General features: G+C 71.3%; 21 protein-coding genes and 1 pseudogene. 10 read left to right on the top strand and 12 right to left on the bottom strand.

Annotation, left to right across the window (positions count from 1 at the left end):
• Positions 1-426, bottom strand: coding sequence for a hypothetical protein (locus ACZ6TB_RS30635; protein WP_465559808.1), 426 nt, complete (start codon positions 424-426; stop codon positions 1-3).
• Between the two features lie 39 nt (positions 427-465).
• A complete protein-coding gene (locus ACZ6TB_RS30640) occupies positions 466-1,653 on the bottom strand; it encodes an NAD(P)/FAD-dependent oxidoreductase (RefSeq protein WP_465559810.1) in 1,188 nt (395 codons plus the stop codon).
• 80 nt (positions 1,654-1,733) lie between these two features.
• Here ACZ6TB_RS30640 and ACZ6TB_RS30645 point away from each other — a divergent pair, with 80 nt between their 5' ends.
• The 4 genes from ACZ6TB_RS30645 (at position 1,734) to ACZ6TB_RS30660 (ending at position 6,343) form a co-directional block, all read left to right on the top strand.
• Positions 1,734-2,645: a TIGR03619 family F420-dependent LLM class oxidoreductase gene (locus tag ACZ6TB_RS30645; protein WP_465559813.1), complete on the top strand. Its 912-nt coding sequence runs from the start codon at positions 1,734-1,736 to the stop codon at positions 2,643-2,645.
• Positions 2,646-2,925: 280 nt separating this feature from the next.
• The gene (locus ACZ6TB_RS30650; RefSeq protein ID WP_465559815.1) at positions 2,926-4,371 is read left to right on the top strand and encodes an MFS transporter; all 1,446 of its coding nucleotides are present in this window, start codon (positions 2,926-2,928) and stop codon (positions 4,369-4,371) included.
• Positions 4,372-4,373: 2 nt separating this feature from the next.
• Complete coding sequence (locus ACZ6TB_RS30655) at positions 4,374-5,012, top strand: glycerophosphodiester phosphodiesterase (protein ID WP_465559818.1); 639 nt, start codon at positions 4,374-4,376, stop codon at positions 5,010-5,012.
• A complete protein-coding gene (locus ACZ6TB_RS30660) occupies positions 5,009-6,343 on the top strand; it encodes a PQQ-dependent sugar dehydrogenase (RefSeq protein WP_465559821.1) in 1,335 nt (444 codons plus the stop codon). The genes ACZ6TB_RS30655 and ACZ6TB_RS30660 overlap by 4 nt, the downstream gene beginning before the upstream one ends.
• Here ACZ6TB_RS30660 and ACZ6TB_RS30665 read toward each other — a convergent pair.
• Genes ACZ6TB_RS30665 through ACZ6TB_RS30675 form a run of 3 tightly spaced genes read right to left on the bottom strand, consistent with a single transcriptional unit; the run spans position 6,340 to position 8,467 of the window.
• Positions 6,340-6,726 carry a hypothetical protein gene (locus ACZ6TB_RS30665; protein ID WP_465559824.1) on the bottom strand — a complete coding sequence of 129 codons (387 nt, stop codon included), beginning with the start codon at positions 6,724-6,726 and terminating at the stop codon, positions 6,340-6,342. The genes ACZ6TB_RS30660 and ACZ6TB_RS30665 overlap by 4 nt on opposite strands.
• Positions 6,727-6,743: 17 nt before the next feature.
• The gene (locus ACZ6TB_RS30670; protein ID WP_465559827.1) at positions 6,744-7,556 is read right to left on the bottom strand and encodes a heavy metal-binding domain-containing protein; all 813 of its coding nucleotides are present in this window, start codon (positions 7,554-7,556) and stop codon (positions 6,744-6,746) included.
• On the bottom strand, positions 7,553-8,467 hold the full coding sequence (locus ACZ6TB_RS30675) for a heavy metal-binding domain-containing protein (protein ID WP_465559830.1): 915 nt from the start codon (positions 8,465-8,467) through the stop codon (positions 7,553-7,555). The genes ACZ6TB_RS30670 and ACZ6TB_RS30675 overlap by 4 nt, the downstream gene beginning before the upstream one ends.
• A 54-nt stretch (positions 8,468-8,521) precedes the next feature.
• Here ACZ6TB_RS30675 and ACZ6TB_RS30680 point away from each other — a divergent pair, with 54 nt between their 5' ends.
• The 4 genes and pseudogenes from ACZ6TB_RS30680 (at position 8,522) to ACZ6TB_RS30695 (ending at position 11,176) form a co-directional block, all read left to right on the top strand.
• Positions 8,522-9,238, top strand: a complete 717-nt coding sequence (locus tag ACZ6TB_RS30680) for a GNAT family N-acetyltransferase (RefSeq protein WP_465559833.1) — start codon at positions 8,522-8,524, stop codon at positions 9,236-9,238.
• A gap of 552 nt (positions 9,239-9,790) precedes the next feature.
• Positions 9,791-10,081, top strand: a pseudogene (locus ACZ6TB_RS30685) (IS3 family transposase); the annotation flags it as partial.
• A gap of 67 nt (positions 10,082-10,148) precedes the next feature.
• A complete protein-coding gene (locus tag ACZ6TB_RS30690; protein ID WP_465559836.1) occupies positions 10,149-10,640 on the top strand; it encodes a nucleoside/nucleotide kinase family protein in 492 nt (163 codons plus the stop codon).
• Positions 10,628-11,176 (top strand): methyltransferase family protein, encoded by a 549-nt coding sequence (locus ACZ6TB_RS30695; RefSeq protein WP_465559839.1) that lies wholly within the window; start codon positions 10,628-10,630, stop codon positions 11,174-11,176. The genes ACZ6TB_RS30690 and ACZ6TB_RS30695 overlap by 13 nt, the downstream gene beginning before the upstream one ends.
• Here the strand turns inward: ACZ6TB_RS30695 and ACZ6TB_RS30700 are convergent.
• Genes ACZ6TB_RS30700 through ACZ6TB_RS30710 form a run of 3 tightly spaced genes read right to left on the bottom strand, consistent with a single transcriptional unit; the run spans position 11,157 to position 14,557 of the window.
• Positions 11,157-12,269 (bottom strand): flavin-containing monooxygenase, encoded by a 1,113-nt coding sequence (locus ACZ6TB_RS30700; RefSeq protein WP_465559841.1) that lies wholly within the window; start codon positions 12,267-12,269, stop codon positions 11,157-11,159. The genes ACZ6TB_RS30695 and ACZ6TB_RS30700 overlap by 20 nt on opposite strands.
• Positions 12,270-12,284: 15 nt before the next feature.
• A complete protein-coding gene (locus tag ACZ6TB_RS30705) occupies positions 12,285-13,232 on the bottom strand; it encodes a L,D-transpeptidase (protein ID WP_465559844.1) in 948 nt (315 codons plus the stop codon).
• A gap of 14 nt (positions 13,233-13,246) precedes the next feature.
• Positions 13,247-14,557 (bottom strand): cytochrome P450, encoded by a 1,311-nt coding sequence (locus ACZ6TB_RS30710; protein ID WP_465559847.1) that lies wholly within the window; start codon positions 14,555-14,557, stop codon positions 13,247-13,249.
• Between the two features lie 81 nt (positions 14,558-14,638).
• Between ACZ6TB_RS30710 and ACZ6TB_RS30715 the strand changes: the two genes are divergently transcribed.
• Positions 14,639-15,223: a TetR/AcrR family transcriptional regulator gene (locus ACZ6TB_RS30715; RefSeq protein ID WP_465559850.1), complete on the top strand. Its 585-nt coding sequence runs from the start codon at positions 14,639-14,641 to the stop codon at positions 15,221-15,223.
• A 9-nt stretch (positions 15,224-15,232) separates the two neighbouring features.
• Here the strand turns inward: ACZ6TB_RS30715 and ACZ6TB_RS30720 are convergent, their stop codons facing one another.
• Positions 15,233-15,727, bottom strand: coding sequence for a helix-turn-helix domain-containing protein (locus ACZ6TB_RS30720; RefSeq protein WP_465559852.1), 495 nt, complete (start codon positions 15,725-15,727; stop codon positions 15,233-15,235).
• A gap of 62 nt (positions 15,728-15,789) precedes the next feature.
• On the opposite strand from ACZ6TB_RS30720, the gene ACZ6TB_RS30725 reads away from it, so the two are divergent.
• Positions 15,790-16,569, top strand: a complete 780-nt coding sequence (locus ACZ6TB_RS30725) for a murein hydrolase activator EnvC family protein (RefSeq protein WP_465559855.1) — start codon at positions 15,790-15,792, stop codon at positions 16,567-16,569.
• On the opposite strand, the gene ACZ6TB_RS30730 is transcribed toward ACZ6TB_RS30725, so the two are convergent.
• The 3 genes from ACZ6TB_RS30730 to ACZ6TB_RS30740 form a co-directional block, all read right to left on the bottom strand.
• Positions 16,531-16,854, bottom strand: coding sequence for a DUF3140 domain-containing protein (locus ACZ6TB_RS30730; protein WP_465559858.1), 324 nt, complete (start codon positions 16,852-16,854; stop codon positions 16,531-16,533). The genes ACZ6TB_RS30725 and ACZ6TB_RS30730 overlap by 39 nt on opposite strands.
• A gap of 459 nt (positions 16,855-17,313) precedes the next feature.
• Entirely contained in the window at positions 17,314-17,931 is a 618-nt protein-coding gene (locus tag ACZ6TB_RS30735; RefSeq protein WP_465559860.1) for a ClpP family protease, read from the bottom strand.
• Entirely contained in the window at positions 17,928-18,554 is a 627-nt protein-coding gene (locus tag ACZ6TB_RS30740) for a ClpP family protease (RefSeq protein WP_465559863.1), read from the bottom strand. Before ACZ6TB_RS30740 ends, ACZ6TB_RS30735 begins: the two co-directional genes overlap by 4 nt.
• Positions 18,555-18,598: the final 44 nt, after the last annotated feature.

The following is an 18,598-nucleotide window of genomic DNA, read 5'->3' on the forward strand; positions in this document are numbered from 1 at the left end:
TCACCCGGTGGTGAGGGCGACGATCCGTTCCCGCAGGTGCCGGATGTGTCTGCGCTTCTCGCCGCACCAGCCGGCGAGGTAGTGCAGGCCGCCGACGTCGAGCACCTCGTGCGACCCGTCCGACCAGTCACACTTCTGGTGCGGCAGCCGCATCTCCCGCACCAGATCGCCGTCGGTGGCCAGCCGCCGCAGCTCGCCGGCCGCGGCGTCGGTGAGCCGCCCGGTCCGCGGGATCCAGGCCCGCAGTCCGTCGATCTTGTCGACCCGGTTCCAGGTCCAGTCGCCGTCGGGCGTGATCGTCCACTCCTGTGACGTCCCCTCGAACCCGCCGCCGCTGGTCATGCGGATCGCGGGCAGCGCCGAGCCGGACCCGGCGCACCCCGCGCATCCGGCCAGCAGAAGCAGAACCACCACCACGACCCGCATGACCGTTCCGACGACCGGGCGGCCCCGGCGGTTCCGCGGTCAGGCGCCGCCGAGGAGCCGGCCCATGTTTTCGGGGGCGAAGAACTCCGGTGGGGACGTGACGCCCGAGTTGAGGCGGGCGAAGGCGTCCATCGCGGGCTGGTTGCCGGCGATCGCGGTGACCAGGCCGATCATCTGCTCGTCCGGCGGCTGGAGCGAGGCGATCCCCAAGGTCATCTGGTAGACCGGCATGGCGCGGGTGTCACGGCGGGTGCGATATCCGGCCAGGGCTTCCTCGTACGGCGTTGCGCCGCTCAGCGTCTCGTCCAGCGCCGCGGCCAGGCCCTCGGCGTCGAGGAACGCGTCGGTGATGCCCTGCGCGGTGATGAAGTCGCGGCTGTAGCCGGCGTCGCCGACCAGGGCCCAGCCGGGGCCGGACGGAACCCGGAAGTAGTTGGGCACCGAGGCGCCGACGATGCGCTCCTCGCGCTTGGCGTCGCCGATGCGCTCGGCGAATGCGGGCGACATCGCGAACGTACGCATCAGCTCGGCCTCGACGTCATCACGGTGCTCGGCCAGCTCGGCGTGCGGCCAGCCGCCGATGACCAGGGTGAGGTCGTCGTTGGTGGGGCAGACCGCCCAGCCCCGGCCGGGCCGGCTGTACGCCTCGAAGGTGTCGGTCGGCAGGTTGCTCCAGTACGAGTAGTAGCCGACGGTCAGGGCCGGCACGTCCTCGTACCGCACCGGCCGCACGGCCTTGGCGACGACCGAGTTGCGGCCGTCGGCGCCGACCACGACCCGGGCGGTGAGGACGTCGCCGTGGCCGCGGATGCCGGTGACGGCGCCGTCGGCGATCAGGACCTCCTCGACGCTGAAGCCCTCGCGGACCTCGGCGCCGGCCGCGGCGGCGGCGTTCAGCAGGATCTGGTCGAGCAGCAGGCGGCGCGGCGCGTACGCGTACGGCGTCTCCGATGTGCCCGGCGCGCCCGCGAGGGTGACCGGCCCGAAGTCGAACGAGTAACGCCCCACCGGCGGGCACCCCGTGGCCGTGACCTGCTCGGCAAGCCCCCAGCGCTGCAGCGCGGCGACGCCCGGCGGATGGATCACATGCGTGGACACGGTGTCGCTGGGAAACGTCGCCCGGTCCACCAGCAGCGTCCGATAGCCGCGGCGGGCGAGCAGCATCGCGAGCGGCGCGCCGGCACAGCGAGCGCCCACCACGATGACGTCGTAAGTCGGATCCGTCATGGTCTCCCTCTTCGTCGTTGAGGCCATAGTGGAGGACCACCCGCCCGGTGTCGATCGTTCCGATCGGTAGGGTGTGGCCCGTGCAGCTCGGCGTGAACCTCCCGCAGACAACCGCGTACGACCTGGCCAGCGACGTGACGATCTTCGCCCGGGAGGCGGAGCGCATCGGATTCGACAGCCTGTGGGCGTACGACCGGGTGCTCACGCCGCTCGACCAGAGCGGCGCCCACGGCCTGTACGGCATGACGGACGTCGCGTGGCCCGACCGGTACGGCTACACCACGGACCCCCTGATCACGCTGGCCCTGGCCGCCGCGGTGACGTCGCGGGTCGAGCTCGGCACCGGCGTGCTCGTGCCACCCCTGCACATGCCGGTCCGCCTGGCCAAAACCCTGGCCGCCCTGGACGCGGCCAGCGCCGGCCGCCTGATCGCCGGCCTGGGCGCGGGTTGGTCGATCGACGAGTTCGAGGCCACGGCGCCACGACCGCTGACCGAACGCGGCAAGGCGCTGGACGAGTTCCTGGACGTGGCGTCGTCCGTGTGGGGCCCCGACCCGGTGTCCTTCGACAACGGCCGCTACCGAATCTCCCCGTCCCGCATCAACCCGAAGCCGTCCCGCCGCATCCCGATCGTGCTGGGCGGCCGCAGCCCCGCCGCCCTGAACCGCATAGCCCGCCGAGCCGACGGCTGGCTGCCGACCGGAATGCCCGCCACCGAGATCGCCGCGACCATGTCTCGGCTGCGGGAAATGGCGGAGTCGCACGGCCGGGACCCGTCGTCGATCGGCTGCGTGGTGCAGGTCGGCGTGTCGGACCCGGCGGCCCTCTTCGGCGACGGCCTGGCGAGGACGGTCGACCAGATCGCCGAGCTGGCCGCGGCGGGCGTCGAGCACGCCTACGTCACGCTCCCGTCCGCCGCCCGCGACCTCGGGGAGCTGCTGGACGCCGCCGAGGCCCTGCACGAGGCCGTGCTGGGCGCGAGCGTGGCGTAGCCGCTCGGCCTGACGCCGCACCAATCCCCACGCCCGATGCCGCGCATGAGTGCGACGGAATTCCTCACTGCCGGCCGAGTAATGGCGCGCCTTGGTGCGATCGCGCATAGCGGCCAACTCACTAGTGGTAAATCATGCCATTCCAAAACAAATGAAAAGCGGAAGAAAAAGGCAGAGCGCGAGGGCGAGATGGTGTTCGGGAAGCGCTTTTAAAGGCCGCGCGGGCAGAAGCGCAAGAAGGAACGCGTAGATGAGCGCCCATCCGGGTATGCGGACCCCCATGGCGCTTGGAACGATCCGCACCGACGTGCCCGCAAGACTCGACCGCCTCCCCTGGGCCCGCTGGCACTGGATGATCGTCATCGGCCTCGGCACCGTCTGGATCCTCGACGGCCTAGAGGTCACGATCGTGGGCAACCTCTCCGGCCGCCTCTCCGAACCGGGCAGCGGCCTGGACATCACCCAGAGCCAGGTGACCGGCCTGGGCGCCGCCATCTACGTCCTCGGGGCCTGCTGTGGAGCCCTCTTCTTCGGCTGGCTCACGGACCGGTTCGGCCGCAAGAAGCTCTTCATGGTCACGCTCGTCGTCTATCTGGTCGGCACCGCGCTGACCGCCCTGTCGTTCGCGCCCTGGTGGTTCTTCCTGTGCCGGTTCATCACCGGCGCGGGCATCGGCGGCGAGTACGCGGCCATCAACTCGGCGATCGACGAGCTGATCCCGGCCAAGCACCGCGGCCGGATCGACCTGATGATCAACGGCAGCTACTGGGCCGGCGCGGCGTTCGGCGCGCTGCTGACCGTGCCGATCCTCACCCAGCTGCCGGTGAGCTGGGGCTGGCGGGTCGCGTTCGGCATGGGCGTGGTGCTCGGCCTGGTGATCCTGCTGGTCCGGCGGCACGTGCCGGAGAGCCCGCGCTGGCTGTTCATCCACGGTCGCCAGGACGAGGCCGAGAAGCTGGTGCGCGACGTCGAGGAGACGGTCGAGCGGGAGGACGACGTCACGCTCGAGCCGGTCGACGAGAGCAAATCCATCGAGATCCACCAGCGCCGGACGATCGGCTTCGGCACCATCGCCAAGACCCTGGTCACCCGCTATCCGAAGCGGGCCACGCTGGGCCTCGCGCTCTTCATCGGGCAGGCGTTCCTCTACAACGCGATCACCTTCGGGTACGCGCAGATCCTGCAGACGTTCTTCAAGGTGCCCTCGGGCAACACCGGCTACTACTTCGCGGTCATCGCCGTCGGCAACCTGCTCGGCCCGCTGCTGCTGGCGCCCCTGTTCGACACCGTCGGACGCAAAATCATGATCACCGGCACGTACGTCACCTCGGGCGTCCTGCTGCTGGGAACGGCCTGGTTGTTCGACCGCGGCGCGCTCAACGCGACGACCATGACGGTCTGCTGGTGCGTGGTGCTGTTCTTCGCCTCGGCCGGGGCCTCCTCCGCGTACCTCACCGTTAGTGAGATCTTCCCGATGGAGACCCGCGCCCTGGCCATCGCGTTCTTCTACGCGGTCGGCACCGCGGCCGGCGGCATCACCGGTCCCCTGCTGTTCGCCCACCTGGTCGGCACCGGCGAGGTCGGCGACACGGTCGTCGCGTTCGTCATCGGCGCGATCGTGATGATCATCGGGGGCGTGGTCGAGGCCGTGCTCGGCGTGAAGGCCGAACGACGTAGCCTCGAGGACATCGCCGCACCATTGACCGCGACCGAGGCGCGTACCTGAGAATGCTTGCTGTTGCCCACCGGGCCGGGAACACCATCGCCGGCCTGCAGGAGGCCCTGAAGGCCGGAGTCGATCTGGTCGAGGCCGACATCCACCTCTACCGCGGCGTGCTCGAGGTGCGGCACAGCCGGACGGCCGGTCCGCACCTGTACTGGGAGCGCACGACCGTCACCCGGCGGTGCGATGTGCGGGTGCCCGAGCTCGACGAGGTGCTGACGGCGGCGGGCGGCGACCCGCGGCTCATGCTCGACCTGAAGGGCCGCTCGCTGCCGGTCGCCGCCCGGGTCGCCGAACGGCTGCGGGAGCGGATTCCCGGCGTACCGGTCGCGGTCTGCACCCGGCAGTGGGAGATGCTCGAAGCCTTCGATCCGCCGGTCCGGAAAGTCTTCTCGGCCGGGAACCGGTCGGAGATGGCCCGGCTCCGGGCACGGTTGAACGGCAAACACGTCGACGGCGTGTCGATCCGGCTACGGTTGCTGTCCGTGTCATTGGTGGAGGAGCTGCGCCGCGCCACCGATCTGGTGCTGGCGTGGCCGATCGACACCGAGGCCGACCTCGCGCGGGCGAGGGCGATCGGCGTCACCGGGGTGATCAGCAAGAACATGCCGATGCTGGATCGGCTGATGAGGGGACGGCGATGAGGAAGCTCTTCGGTGCGGCACTGGTGGTCGCCCTGGCCGGGTGCAGCTCGGCGGCCGAGACCCCGGCGGCGGCGCCGATCCCGTCGCCCTCGTCGGCGTCCCCTGCCACCACGGCTCTCTCCGCCACGACCGTGCGCCCCCTCGCCGGCACCGGCGCCGCGCCGTTCGACGAGGACCGGAAGCTGCAGGCCCCGCCCGGCTGGACGGTCACGGTCTGGGCCCGCATCCCGAGCGCCCGCCTGCTGGCCTGGACCCCGGACAACAAGCTGCTGGTCTCGCGCCCCAAGTTCGGCGACGTCATCGCGCTGACCCCGGCCGCGTCCGGCGACGCGTCCCCGGCCCAGTCGACGGTGGTGAGCGGCCTCAACCAGCCGCACGGCCTGGCCTTCGCCGGGAACACGCTCTATCTGGCCGAGAGCGATCAGGTCGACACCTTCGCGTACGCCGGCGGCGCGCTCACCGGCAAGAAGGTGGTCGTGGGCGGGCTGCCCGACGCGAAGAGCCCGGAGCTGGGCGGCGCCTACGCCCACGCGCTCAAGAGCGTCGCGATCGCCAAGGACGGCACCATCTACGTCTCCGTCGGCTCGACCGGCAACATCTCCGAGGTGGACCGGTCGGCGAGCCCGGAGCGGGCCACGATCCTGAAGGCGCCCGCGGGCGGCGGCACCCCGACGGTCTTCGCGCGCGGCGTCCGCAACGGCACCGGCCTCGCGATCGACCCGGACGGCGCGGTGTGGACCGCCGTCAACAACCGGGACAACGTCGAGTACCCGTACGACGGCAAGGACCAGGGCAAGGTCGAGACGTGGTACGTGAACGACCATCCCCTGGAGCCGCTGGCAAGGCTGACCCAGGGCCGTGACCTCGGCTGGCCGTACTGCAACCCGGACCCGGACGCCTCCCCGGGCCAGAAGGACACGGCGCTGAGCTACACCAAGCGGCCGTTCGTGCGCGACCTGCAGACCAACAAGGACGGCGCCAAGCTCGACTGCGCCACGCTGCCGCCGGTCGAGCAGGGCATGGGCGCGCACTCGGCGCCGCTCGGGCTCAGTTTTGCCACGACGCCGGGGCTGGGTGGAGCGTACGGGCAAGGTGCTCTGGTCGGGATCCACGGCTCCTGGAACCGGAAGCCGCCGCGCGCGCCGGAGGTTTCGTTCTTCGCCTGGCGCGACGGCACGCTCGGGCCGCAGCAGACGCTGCTGACCGGTTTCCAGAACGCGGACGGCTCGCGGTGGGGCCGCCCGGTGATGGCCGTGCAGGGGCCGGACAAGGCGCTCTACGTGAGCGACGACCTGGCCGGCGCCGTCTACCGGGTGACTCCCGTTCTCTAGCCGAGCAGCCTGCTCAATGCGTCGCGGGCGGCGGCATCTCTCGCCGCGAGCTTCGAAAGCAGGCCGGCCAGCGCGACCAGCCAGTCGTCGACGCCGACCGTGGCGCGCTTGATGGTGACGCCGTGGACGATCTGGTGCACCTCGGCGTGCACCCCGTGCGCCTGCTGCTGGAGCAGGAGCTTCTCGTCGGGGGTGGACACGGTCAGCGCGACCGGCGTGCCGGGGCGGCCGTTCATCCGGTCGGCCATCGACCGCTTGCGCTCGACCTCGACCATGCCCGGCGGCAGCGCGTCGCCGAGCACGGTCGTCAGGACCCGGGTGTAGGACTCGACGTCGGCCCGGTCGGCTCGCAGCGCCGCCGCGATCAGGTGAAGGTCCCCCATGGGCCCGAGACCCGCGCTCATTTGTCGGTCAGGGGCAGCACGAGCTGCGGCTTGGCGATCACGTGGTCGGCGCGCAGGGGGCGCACCGCCGTGCCGATCGCGAAGAACTCGGTGGTGTGCCCGCCCCAGCGGTGGGTGTTGGAGAGCATCTGCACGCCGACGATGCCCTCGGCGCCGAGCTGCTCGGCCTCGGCCTGCATGCGGCTCATCGCCAGCTCGCGGGCGTCGTAGAGGGCCTCGGTGTACTGCGGGATCTCGACGTTCTGCCCGATGTTGCCCATCGCCTGCCAGAACCGCTGGTGGGCGATGTGGTAGACGCAGGTGCCCATGGTCATGCCGAGCGGGGCGTAGCCGGCCTGGATCAGCGTCCAGAAGTCCTGACCCGAGAGGTCGCTGGTGAACGGCTGGTTGCGGTTGTTGCGCCAGCTGTCACCCGTGTCCGCCTTCACCGCGGTGCCGATCGCGATGAACTCGGCGAGCTCGTTGCCGAACTCCTTGAACTCGATGTCGAGGCGTACGCCCACGATGCCGTCGGCGCCCAGCGCGTCCGCCTCCGCCTCCATCCGGGTCATCGCCAGCTCGCGGGCGTGGTACATGGCCTGGGAGAGCTGGTCGAGCTCGCGGTTCTGGCTCCACCGGCCGAACTGGATGCCCACGTGGTAGATGCTCGAGCCGAGCACCAGGCCGAGCGGGCGGAAGCCGGCCTCGCGCACGAGCAGGAACTCGTTGACGCTCAGGTCGGAGGTGAACAGGCTGGTGGCCTGGCCCGGGCGCATCTGCGCGAGACGGCGCATGGCGTCGTCGGGCACGCCGGTCGTGTTGACGGTCATCGGGAGCTCCGCAGCGGCAGGATGGTGAGACTGCTTGTTTGCTTGCCGATCTTTTCGTTCACCCGGAACCGGGCGATCGCGTTGCCGGTGACGAGGCACTCGGCGGCGTGGTCGGTGTGGTACTGCTGGCCGGTCTCGACCCGCCACATCGTCGACCACAGGCTGGACATCAGCGCGGCGTCGGCGCCGAGCGCGGCCGTCTTGGCGGCGAAATCCCGCCGGGCTTCGGCCCGGACGTGGGTGAGCAGCTCGGTGTAGCCGAAAACCTCCTGGTTACCGGCCCAATAGCCGACCGAGGTGCTGGTACGCCAATCGTCGTGCCGGATGACGATGGCCAGCCCGTAGATCAGCCCCACCGGCACCCAGCCCGCGCCCAGCAGCTTGGCCACGTCCTGAGCGGCGAGGTCGGTCGTGAACGGCCGGGCCGGCCGCTGCCGCCCGCGCGACCGGACCGCGGTGCCGAGCGCCATGAACTCGCGCTTCTGCCCGTCCATCCGCTCCTCGGTGAACCGCACCCCGACCACGCCGTCGGCGCCGAGCGCGGCCGCCTCCTGACGCATCCGCCCGAGCGCCGTGTCGCGCCCTTGGCGGATCGCCCGCGCGTACGGCTCGTAGCCCGACCACGGCGTCGGCGGCGCCATCCGGGTCTGCGGCCCCGCCTCGGCCTCGAGCAGGCCGGCCATCGTGTTGCGGTAGCCCACCCGGGCGCCGCACCCGCCGTAGCCGGTCCAGCCGATCTGCATCACCGTCGTGCCGAGCACCTCGCCGACCGCGTCGAACCCGGCCACCTCGAGCCCCGCCAGCCCGTCGGCCGACAGCAGCGAGGTGCGCACCCCACCGGCCGCGGCCCGCGCGACCCGGTCCCGCGCGACGGGCGGCAGTCCCCGCCCGTCCCAACCGTCAACCGTCACGTCCCAAGTCATACTCCTCCCACGCCAGCGCGGCCTGTGAGACCCTCGTGCATCGTGGTGACGGTTGCCGACTGCCAGCGCGTCCAGACCGACTGGTTCCGCCTGCGGGCCGAGACCTGCGGCGGCACGGTCTGGACGGACGGCCCCCTGACCTGGATCGACGGCCCCGACGGCCTGAACCTGATGTTCCCCTTCTCCATGACGACCGCGGCCGTGAGCCGTGGCGTCGACCACGCTCGCATGCGAGGCCTGCCGATCGTCGGCGCCTGGCTCGCCGCGGACGTCGACGCGGGGCCGCTGGCCGAGGCGGGCTTCTCCCCCGGGTGGGCGCCGTGGTGGATGACCGCCGACCTGTCCGCGCCGGTGACCGATCCCGATCCCCGGGTCACGTTGCCGCTCGAGACCTCCGATTACGAGCACGAGGATCCCGGCTACGCGGCGCTGCTGGCCGTCGCCCGGCTCCGGCCGGCGCGTGCCTGGTACGCCGCCGCCTATACGCCCGGCACGGGGCGCTTCGCCGGCCGGGCATGGTCGTTCCTCGACGGCGACCTGGCCGGCATTTTCGACATGGACGTGTGGCCGCCGTTCCGCCGCCGCGGCTACGGCAGTGGGCTGCTGCAAGCCGTGTGCGCGGCGGCGCGGGAGGCGGGCGCCCGCAACGCCGTGCTGAACGCGACGCCCGAGGGTGCGCTGCTGTACCGGGCGCGCGGCTTCACGCCGATCGGCCAGGGGTGCACGTGGTGGCGGCATGCATCATGGCCAGGTGGCTGAGTTGCCCTTGCTCGCGGACCACGACCAGATCCAGGCGATGGCTGATCGTCCGGCAATAAGCAAGGACGCGATGGCGATCAGCGTTGAGGCGAACTTCCCCCGGAGGTGTGGACACCGTGAGACTGGGCGTTGATGTCCAGAGGAAGGGGTGTCCCGTTGGGGCGTCCACCGAAGTTCACACCGGAGTTCAAGCGCCGGGCGACGTCATTGACCGTCCGCGCTGACGACAGCACCAGATCAACGGCATCGCCCGGACCTGCCCGTCGGAATACGGCTGCGGAACTGGGTGAACAAACGCCGCCGACAAGGCGGCCGCGTATTTCGCCAAGGAGATGGATCGGTGACCAGCCGCTTCCGGTTCATCTCCACCCATCGAGCCGAACACGGCGTGAAGCGGTTGTGCCAGATCCTGGCTGTCTCGACCTCCGGCTACTACCGGTGGGTCAACACCGGCCCGGCCCGACAGGCACGCGCCGCCGCGGAAGACGTCCTCGCGGGGCAGATCCGGCAGGCTCATGAGCGCTCCGGCGGCGCCTACGGTCGCCGCGGGTCACCGTCGAGCTGCGCGAGCGGGGTGTGCCGGTCAACCGCAAACGCGTGGAACGGATCATGCGCCGGCGCGGAATCGTCGGCGCGCATCAGCGCCGCCGGATTCGCACTACCTTCACAGACTCGGCCGTGCCGGACCTGCTGCGGCGCGATTTCACCGCCACCAGCCTGGATCAACGCTGGTGCGGTGACATCACCTACCTGCCGGTGGCCGGCGGCTGGCTCTATCTGGCCACCGTCATCGTCATTGCCTCCCGCCGGCTGATCGGCTGGTCGATCAACTGGGTGGGGTGACTTTACGGCCCCAGTACGACATTTCCGCGTGCTGTCCACACCAAGCCACGGGCGTTATCCTCCGCCGATGGGGGTCCGGAACTATCTGATCGAGGGCGTCTCCGGCACCGGCAAGAACGCCGTGTGGGAAGAGCTTCGGCGGCGCGGTCTTCACGCCGTCAACGGCGACCGGGAGCTGGCCTACCAGGGCGACCCGGAAACCGGCACGCCGACCGAGGGCGCCACGCACTTCCACCACATCTGGCGCGTGGACAAGGTGCGTGCCCTGGTCGCCGACACGAGCGAGCCGATGACGTTCTTCTGCGGCGGATCCCGGAACTTTCCGAAGTTCATCGACCTCTTCGACGGCGTCTTCGTGCTCGACGTCGACGTCGACACGCTGCACGAGCGGCTCGGCCGGCGGGGCGAGGACGACTGGGGATCGAAACCGGAGCAGCGGGCGCTCATCACGCGACTGCATCACACCAAGGAGGACATTCCCCACGACGGCGTCGTCGTCGACGCCACCGCACCCCTCGCGGACGTCGTCGACGAGATCCTGCGGCGATGCCGGCGATAGCGGCCGTCACGATCGGCGCGTTCTCGGCGGGCGAGCTCGTCCAGGCTCTCCGCCGGCGTCGCGGCGCCACGCCCGCCGACCTGCGGGCGGAGGGCCTGTTCCGGCTGCTGTTCTTCGGCGGCATCCTCATGCTGCCGCTCGGCCGGGCCCTCGTCCCGGGCGCGACGATCGGAGGCGGCGGCGTAGTCATCGGCGCCGTCCTGGCCTGGCTCGGCCTGCTGCTGCGCTGGTCGTCGTTCTGGAGCCTGGGCCGGTATTTCACCGTCGTGGTGCAAACCAGCGCCGACCAGCCCGTCGTGACCCGCGGCCCCTACCGGTTCCTGCGGCACCCGAGCTACACCGGCCTGCTGCTGGCCGGCGCCGGCGTGGGCCTGATGGTGGGCAACTGGGTCGGCGCGGCCGCCTCGTTCACCCTCCTGCTGGGCGCGCTGGTCTACCGGATCCGGGTCGAGGAGCGCGCCCTGGCCGCGGCGCTCGGCGACCGTTACCGCGACTTCGCCGCGAGCCGGGCCCGGCTCATCCCGCGCATCTGGTAGCGATCCGGCGCGACTCGATCGCCAGCTGGCGCAGCATGCCGCCGAGCGTCACGTCGTAGCCCATGAAGAACAGGCCGGGCCGGGCCGGCGGGCCACCGTGCACCAGCGGCACCCCGGTGTCATCGAAGAGCGACGCGTCCTCGAACAGGGACCGCAGGCCGGTTCCGTAGCCGGTCGCCGCGATCACCGCGTCCGGCTCCACGTGGCTGCCGTCGGCCAGCAGCACCGACGAGCCGCTGAAGCTCCGCACGGCGGCGACCGGGCGCACCCGGCCGGCCCGGACATCGCGGACGATGCCGACATCCTGCAACGGCACATAGCGGTGGGTACGCAGGCGGGTCTTCAATCCCTCGGTGGGGCGTTCCATCCCGTACGGCCGCAGGTCCGGCATTTCGAGGCGAGCCATCGCGGCGGCCATGCCGTTGAAGATCGGCTCCGGCAGGCGGCCCAGCAGCAGTCCGTTCATCTGCGCCGGCCAGCCCGCCGTCTCGCGGCGCACGATGTGCGGCGGGGTGCGGATCGCGAGACTCACCGACGCGGCCCCGCCCTCGGCCAGGTCGGTGGCGATCTCGGCGCCGCTGTTGCCGGGGCCGACGACCAGGACGTTCTGGCCACGGAACGGCGCCGCGTTGCGGTAGTCGGCCGAGTGGATCAGCGAGCCGGAGAAGGTGTCGAGGCCCGGCCACGACGGCACCACCGGCGTGTGGAGGTAGCCGGTGGCGACGATCAGGGTGCGCGCCGACTCCTCGGAGCCGTCGGCGAGACGCAGCGACCAGCCGTCGGCGGCGGGCTTGACCCGCTCGACCGTGGTGCCGGTCCGCACGTCGAGGGCGAACTTCTCCGCGTACGCCTCGAGATAGCGCACCAGATCGTCCCGGCGCACCCACCGGCCGTACTCCCGCGGAATGGGGAAGCCCGGCAAACCGGAGAGCCGGCGGATGGTGTGCAGCCGCAGCCGGTCGTAGCGGCCACGCCAGCTGGTGGCCACGCCGGGGCCGCGCTCGAGCACCACGCACTCCACCCCGCGCGCCTTGAGCCGGCCCGCCACCGCGAGCCCGGCCGCACCGGCGCCGAGCACGATCACGTGTGTCATGCGGAGAAGTGTGCCTCAGGCGGTCTTGTACAGTCCCCCGGCCTTCCAGGTGGACCAGGGCAGATTCCAGTCGCCGTAGCCGTCCCAGCTCGGCATGGTCGGGCCGCCGGTGTTGGTGAAGACCGCGACGTCGCCGACCTGGGCGAACGCGAAGTAGCGCTTGGCGTCGTTGACGTTGAGGTTCGTGCAGCCGTGCGACGTGCTGCGCTGGCCGATGTTGCCGCCGTTCCAGCTCGCGGCGTGGAAGAACTCGCCGGAGTTGGTGAGCCGCACCGACCACGGCACCTTCAGGTCGTAGCCGGGTCCGGTCATGCGCTGGACCTTGTCCTTCTCCATGACGATCTTGGTGCCGCTGAAGGTGGGGGTGCTGGCCTTGCCGAGCGAGACCGGGAAGCTGAACACCTGCTTGCCGTCGGAGGTGACGACCATGCGCTCGGCCTTGCCGTCGACCTTGGCGACGTTGGCGGCGCCGGTCGACATGTCGAGGGTGAGGCTGTTGTCGTAGACCAGGCCGGTCCCCGCGGGCTGGCCCTTGGTCGCGAGGTCCATGTGGATCTTCGCGTGCGCCGGCCAGACCTTCTCGGTCCGGTAGTGGGCCTCGAGCGGGTACCCGGCGTAGATCGCCGACCGCTGGAAGAACCAGGCGCCCCCGGCCGGCTGCCCGTTGACCGTGACGGTGGTGGCCGCGGCGAAGGCGTGCGCGTCCGAGATCTTGGTCGAGAGGTAGGCGATGATCGGCATACCCACGCCCCAGGTGGTGCCGTCGGCCTCGAACAGCCGGACGTGGACGGGTTTGCCCGCGGGAGTGGCCGGCGGGGCCGATGCCGAGGGGGCCGCGGAGGCCGCGCCCGACGGCGCGGTTTTCCCGTCGCCGGAGCCGGACTTCGAGGAGGATCCGCCGCAACCGGCCAGCAGCGCGCAGACCGCGACCGGGACCGCGAGCAACCACTGAGAACGTCTCATGACTGGAGACGATGCTACGAATGCGGCGCGCCTGCCACCCGGCGACGGACCACGGCCATCCCGCCGCGGGCCGGAGCGACGGCGATTCCCCGGTTGTGGGCGCGCTCCGGCGGCTCGGTGGTGGGCTCGAAAACGAACTCCCGGAGCATCGTGCGCAGGACCACCCGCATCTCCAGCGAGGCGAAGGCGGCGCCGATGCAGCGCCGCACGCCGCCACCGAACGGGATCCAGCCGTACGTGTCGCCCTGGAACCGCCCCGGATCGAAGCGCGCCGGATCGGGGAACAGCGCCGGGTCCTCGTGCAGAAGCGCGATGCAGACCGTGACGACGGTGCCCCGGGGCAGGGTCCAGCGCCCGATCCGGAGCGTGTCCGCGCGTACCTGCCGGGCGGTGATCTCGACGACCGGCCGGACCCGCTGCACCTCCATGATCGTGGCATCCAGCGTCGCGTCGTCCGCTTCGTGAAGCCGCGCCAGCAGTTCCGGTTCCCGCCGCAGCCGCTCGACCGCCCAGGCCAGCGTCGTCGCCGTCGTCTCGTGCCCGGCGGCGAGCAGGGTGAGCAGCTGGTCGGCGATCTCGCCGCGGCCCATCGGCGAGCCGTCGTCGTACCGGGACTGCACGAGCATGGCGAGGATGTCGTCGCGTTCGCCGAGCCGCGGATCGTCGGCCGCCTGGTCGATCAGCCGGCCGACGATCTCGTCGTACCGTCGCCGGTATCGGTCGAATCGCGCACCGGGACCGAATCCGCCCAGCTCGCGCCGCACCACCGGCAGGACCGCCAGCACCGAGCCGAGCTTGACCGCCTTGGGCAGGAGCTCGCGCAGCTCGTCGAGCTCGGCCCCCTCGGCGCCGAAGACCGCCCGGAGGATGATGTTCAGCGTGATCCGCATGGTCGACGGCATGACCGGAAACGGCCGGCCTTCCGGCCACGACGCCAACTCGCGCGCCGTCTCACTTTCGATGATCTGCTCGTACGCCCGGAGCCGGCGCCCGTGAAACGGAGGCGTGAGGAGTTTGCGCTGCCGCCGGTGCTCGTCGCCGGTGATGGCGAAGAACGAGCCCTTGCCGAGCACCGAGCCGAGGTTCTGATCGGCGGTGTCGGCCAGCTCGGGGCTGGTCTGGAACAGCTCGCGCACCTCGGCGGGATCGGCCAGCATCACCATCCGGCCGAGGCTGAGCGACGAGACGCTGAACGCCGAGCCGTAGCGTTTCCGCAGCTTGCGCATCGTGCCGTGGCGGGCGAAGGCGAAGCTGACGGCCTGCACGAGGCGGGGCGTCCGGGGGCCGGCGGGCAGAACCGCGTCGGCCAGGGATGTCGCTGTCATCGCAACCCTCCGGTGGTACGTCCGCGTACCACCTCACGGTACGTTCGCGTACCAGGGCCGCACAAGTACTAGATTTGCCCCGTGACGTCGACGCTCGCGCCCAGTTATCGCCAACGCCTGACCGAGGGCATGGCGGCGTGCATCCGCGCGAACGGCTACGCGGACACGACGGTGGCCGACATCGTCCGGGCCGCCCGCACCTCCCGGCGCACCTTCTACGCGCACTTCACCGACCGGCAGGAATGCCTGGTCGCCCTGATGCACGAGAGCAACCAGCGCACGATCGCCCGCATCTCGGCCGCCGTCGACCCGGCGGCCGGCTGGGAGGCGCAGGCGCGGCAGGCGATCGAGGCGTGGATCGCCGCCGTCCAGGCCGACCCGCCGATCACCCTGAGCTGGATCCGCGACGTGCCGGCGCTGGGCGCGGGCCGCTCTTTTCAGCGGGCGACGATGCGCGAGTTCGTCGAGCTGATCCAGCGGCTCACCGACACCCCGCACCTGCTCGCCGCCGGCGTGCGGCCGCCGTCGGAGCAGACCGCGATCATCCTGCTCGGCGGCTTGCGCGAGCTGATCGCCACCGCCGTCGAGGACGGCCACGACGTGTCGACCATCATCGACGCCGCCGTGGAGGCGACCCAGCTGCTGCTGGGCCCCCGGGGTCTTTGAGCGCCGACGTCAGCGCCGGGCGCAGGCCATCACGACCAGCAGCGGGATGACGCGCTCGCCCGGCACCGCGTAGTGGGCCCGGCCGGTGGTGTGGAGCCAGCCGGCGGCGACGAGCTGGCGGACGTGGTGGTAGAGCTGGCCGGTGCTCTCGATGCCCTCCACGGCCTGGAGCTCGGCGGCCGAGGCGGCGCCGCGCAGGACCTCGCGCAGGATCTGGAGGCGGGCCGGATGGGCCAGCGCGGCCAGGACCGGCGCCTGTGCCGTCCAGTCGGAGTCGAGCACGCCCTCGACCGGGACGCCCTGCTGCCACTCGTAGTGCTCGCCGCTCGGCAGGTCGATCAGGCCGGTGAAGAGCACGGCGCCGGGTGAGGTGGCTCGGTCGCGCAGGCCGGCCAGCGCCCAGAAGTCCTCGGGGCTCGGCGGCGGGAAGTCGGCGCCGCCGGTCTCGAGGGCGTCGAGGCGGCGCTCGATCTGTGCCAATCGCTCGACCAAGGTGTCGTCCACGAGCCCGCCTCCGCTATGTTGGAACTCCGTAATTCCGGAATTCTAGCGGAAAGGACGTCTCCATGGCCCGGATGATGGCTCGGCTGATCGCGCGTGTTCGGGTGCCTCTGCTCTTCGTCGTGATCCTGGCGGTCCTGGGGCAACGGGTCTTCGATTATGACGTCGCCTGGTGGGCGTCCGCCTCGCTGATCATCGGGGCGCTGGCGCTCTACGGGTGGGTCGGGCAGGTGTGCGCCGCGCCGGTGCTCGTCGAGGCGCCCGTGCGCGGCGCGTGGCGGGCGATGAACAGCCCAGCCAGCCACGTGCCCAGTCACGGCATTCATGCGTACGGGCAGACCTATGCCGTTGATCTGGTTTTTGATCATGCCGACATCCACGGGATGAGACCGGCCGGAGACTTCCCGGGCTTCGGCCAGACCGTGCACGCCGCGGCGAGTGGGCGGGTCGTGCGCGTGCGGCAGGGCCAGCGCGACCATCGCAGCCGCACGTCGGGGCCGGCGCTGGCCTACCTGATCGCCGAGGGCATGCTGCGCGAACTGCTCGGCGCGGGCCGGGTGATCGGCAACCACATCGTGATCGACCACGGCGACGGGCGGTTTGCGCTTTATGCGCACCTGAAACGCCACTCGGCGCTGGTGCGCGCCGGCGACACCGTCACCGCGGGGCAGCCGATCGCCCAGTGCGGCAACTCGGGCAACTCCAGCGAGCCGCACCTGCACTTCCAGCTCATGGACCATGCGCGGCCCACGTTCGCGGCGGGGCTGCCGTTCGCGCTGCCGGGCGGTCTGCCGGCCAACGGCGAGCTACTTCCGGAGTGGGTCGTGACCCCAGTTCATCAGTGAGTACCGCCAGCTGGTCTCCTCGACGTCCCCCTTCGGACGCTGCGCGAGGTGCCGGTGGACGTAGCCGATCACCTTTCGCATGTGCGCCTCGTCGGCTTCGGTGAGGTCGGCCTTCTTGCTGCGCAGGATCTCGATGATCCGGCGCCCGGAGTCGTGGCCGACCGACTCGCCGCCGCCGGACGGCTTCCGGCCGACCTCCTTCGATTCGGCGGTCGCCAGCCACTTCTCCAGGTCGGAGGCCGTCATGTTCACCGCGTCCGCGAACTCCGTGTGGGTGTCAGCCATGGCGTTGACCTACCCCGCAAGCTGCGGAAATAACGCGGCGGGCGGCGGGCGGCCGCGGCCACCAACACGGCGGGTCGCCGGCGACGGGCTGCGGGCGGCGGGCTGCGAGAGCGCGGGCGATGAGCGCGCGGGCACTCACGCCCAGGCGCCCACCGCGCGGGCACTCACGCCCAGGCGCCCACCGCGCGGACACTCACGCCCAGGCGCCCACCGCGCGGACACTCACGCCCAGGCGCCCACCGCGCCGGCGCACACGCGTGTGCGCGACCTTGCGGGCACCACACGCAGGCACCAGCGGCGAGCTCGCGCGCGGCGGGCTGCGGGAACAACGCTCGCGCGGCGACGTGGCGACGAGCACGCCCGCGCGGCGGGCCACGCCAGCGCGGCGCACGCCCGCCCGGTGGGGCACGCCCGCCCGGTGAGGCGTGGGAATGCCGCCCGCGCGGCGAGGTGCGGCAGTCACGCGGCGGCGTCCAAGCGGTAGGCGCGCTGCTCCCGGTGGGTGATCACCTGGTCGGCAAGGCCGTATGCCACGGCCTCGGCCGCCGTCAGGGTCATGCTGCGGTCGGTGTCGGCGCGGATCTTCGCGGTGGAGTGGCCCGTGTGGTCGGCGAGGATCTGGTCCATCTCGGCTCGCACCTTGGCCACCTCCTTGGCCTCCACGGCCAGGTCGGGCAGCGTGCCCCGGGCCTGGCTGGACGGCTGGTGCAGGGTGACCTTGGCGTGCCGCAGCACCGAGCGCCGGCCGGGGGTGCCCGCGGCCAGCAACGCCGCGGCCGCCGAGGACGCCTGGCCTACGCAGATCGTGGCTATGTCGCAGCGTACGAAATGCATGGTGTCGTAGATCGCCGTGAGGGCGCTGAACGAGCCGCCGGGCGAGTTGATGTAGAGGCCGATCTCCTGCTCGCCCGAGGACTCCAGGTGGATGAGCTGGGCGATGACCACGTTGGCGACGCCGTCGTCGATCTCGGTGCCGAGGAAGATGATCCGGTCCGACAGCAGGCGGCTGTAGATGTCGAAAGCGCGCTCGCCGTTCGGCGTCTTCTCGACCACGGTGGGAATCGTGTACTGGCTCATGCGCTCAACCCCATCGGCTGGCGGGTCATCTCGGGGCGCACGTCGTTCACGCTGTCCAGGACATGATCGATCAGCCCGTACGCGAGAGCTTCGGCCGCCGTGAACCAGCGGTCCCGCCGGCTGTCCCGCTCGACCGTCTCGATGTTCTGGCCGGTGTGCTCGGCGGTCAGTTGCAGCAGCGTCTGCCCCACCCGTTCGAGCTGGTCGGCGTAGATCTCCACGTCGGCCGCCGTCCCGCCGAAGCCGGCCGAGCCCTGGTGCATGAGGATCTGCGCGTGCGGCAGGCTGAACCGCTTGCCCGGCGTGCCCGCGGTGAGCAGGAACTGGCCCATGCTGCCGGCCAGCCCGAGCGCCAGCGTGCTCACGTCGTTGGGGATCAGCCGCATCGTGTCGTAGATGGCGAGCCCGGCGCTGACCGAGCCCCCCGGCGAGTTGATGTAGAGGCTGATCGAGCCGCGCGGGTCCTCGGCCGACAGCAGCAGGAGCTGGCCGCAGAGCCGGTTGGCGATGACGTCGTCGACCTCGGTGCCGAGGACGATGATCCGCTGGTGCAGCAGCCGGGCGGCCACCTGATCGTCGATGGACCCGGCGGTCCACGGGGACGCCCCGTTCGTCAGTTGCATGACGCCTCCAAAGCTTGGCTTGACCTCCACCTTTGGCCGCTCGG

The organism is Actinoplanes sp. NPDC051537 (assembly GCF_055586105.1).

Coding starts and splice junctions, on each gene's coding strand:
- ACZ6TB_RS30635 (WP_465559808.1), bottom strand. CDS start 426: ATGCGGGTCGTGGTGGTGGTTCTGCTTCTGCTGGCCGGATGCGCGGGG.
- ACZ6TB_RS30640 (WP_465559810.1), bottom strand. CDS start 1,653: ATGACGGATCCGACTTACGACGTCATCGTGGTGGGCGCTCGCTGTGCC.
- ACZ6TB_RS30650 (WP_465559815.1), top strand. CDS start 2,926: ATGGCGCTTGGAACGATCCGCACCGACGTGCCCGCAAGACTCGACCGC.
- ACZ6TB_RS30655 (WP_465559818.1), top strand. CDS start 4,374: ATGCTTGCTGTTGCCCACCGGGCCGGGAACACCATCGCCGGCCTGCAG.
- ACZ6TB_RS30660 (WP_465559821.1), top strand. CDS start 5,009: ATGAGGAAGCTCTTCGGTGCGGCACTGGTGGTCGCCCTGGCCGGGTGC.
- ACZ6TB_RS30665 (WP_465559824.1), bottom strand. CDS start 6,726: ATGGGGGACCTTCACCTGATCGCGGCGGCGCTGCGAGCCGACCGGGCC.
- ACZ6TB_RS30670 (WP_465559827.1), bottom strand. CDS start 7,556: ATGACCGTCAACACGACCGGCGTGCCCGACGACGCCATGCGCCGTCTC.
- ACZ6TB_RS30690 (WP_465559836.1), top strand. CDS start 10,149: ATGGGGGTCCGGAACTATCTGATCGAGGGCGTCTCCGGCACCGGCAAG.
- ACZ6TB_RS30695 (WP_465559839.1), top strand. CDS start 10,628: ATGCCGGCGATAGCGGCCGTCACGATCGGCGCGTTCTCGGCGGGCGAG.
- ACZ6TB_RS30700 (WP_465559841.1), bottom strand. CDS start 12,269: ATGACACACGTGATCGTGCTCGGCGCCGGTGCGGCCGGGCTCGCGGTG.
- ACZ6TB_RS30705 (WP_465559844.1), bottom strand. CDS start 13,232: ATGAGACGTTCTCAGTGGTTGCTCGCGGTCCCGGTCGCGGTCTGCGCG.
- ACZ6TB_RS30710 (WP_465559847.1), bottom strand. CDS start 14,557: ATGACAGCGACATCCCTGGCCGACGCGGTTCTGCCCGCCGGCCCCCGG.
- ACZ6TB_RS30725 (WP_465559855.1), top strand. CDS start 15,790: ATGGCCCGGATGATGGCTCGGCTGATCGCGCGTGTTCGGGTGCCTCTG.
- ACZ6TB_RS30730 (WP_465559858.1), bottom strand. CDS start 16,854: ATGGCTGACACCCACACGGAGTTCGCGGACGCGGTGAACATGACGGCC.
- ACZ6TB_RS30735 (WP_465559860.1), bottom strand. CDS start 17,931: ATGAGCCAGTACACGATTCCCACCGTGGTCGAGAAGACGCCGAACGGC.
- ACZ6TB_RS30740 (WP_465559863.1), bottom strand. CDS start 18,554: ATGCAACTGACGAACGGGGCGTCCCCGTGGACCGCCGGGTCCATCGAC.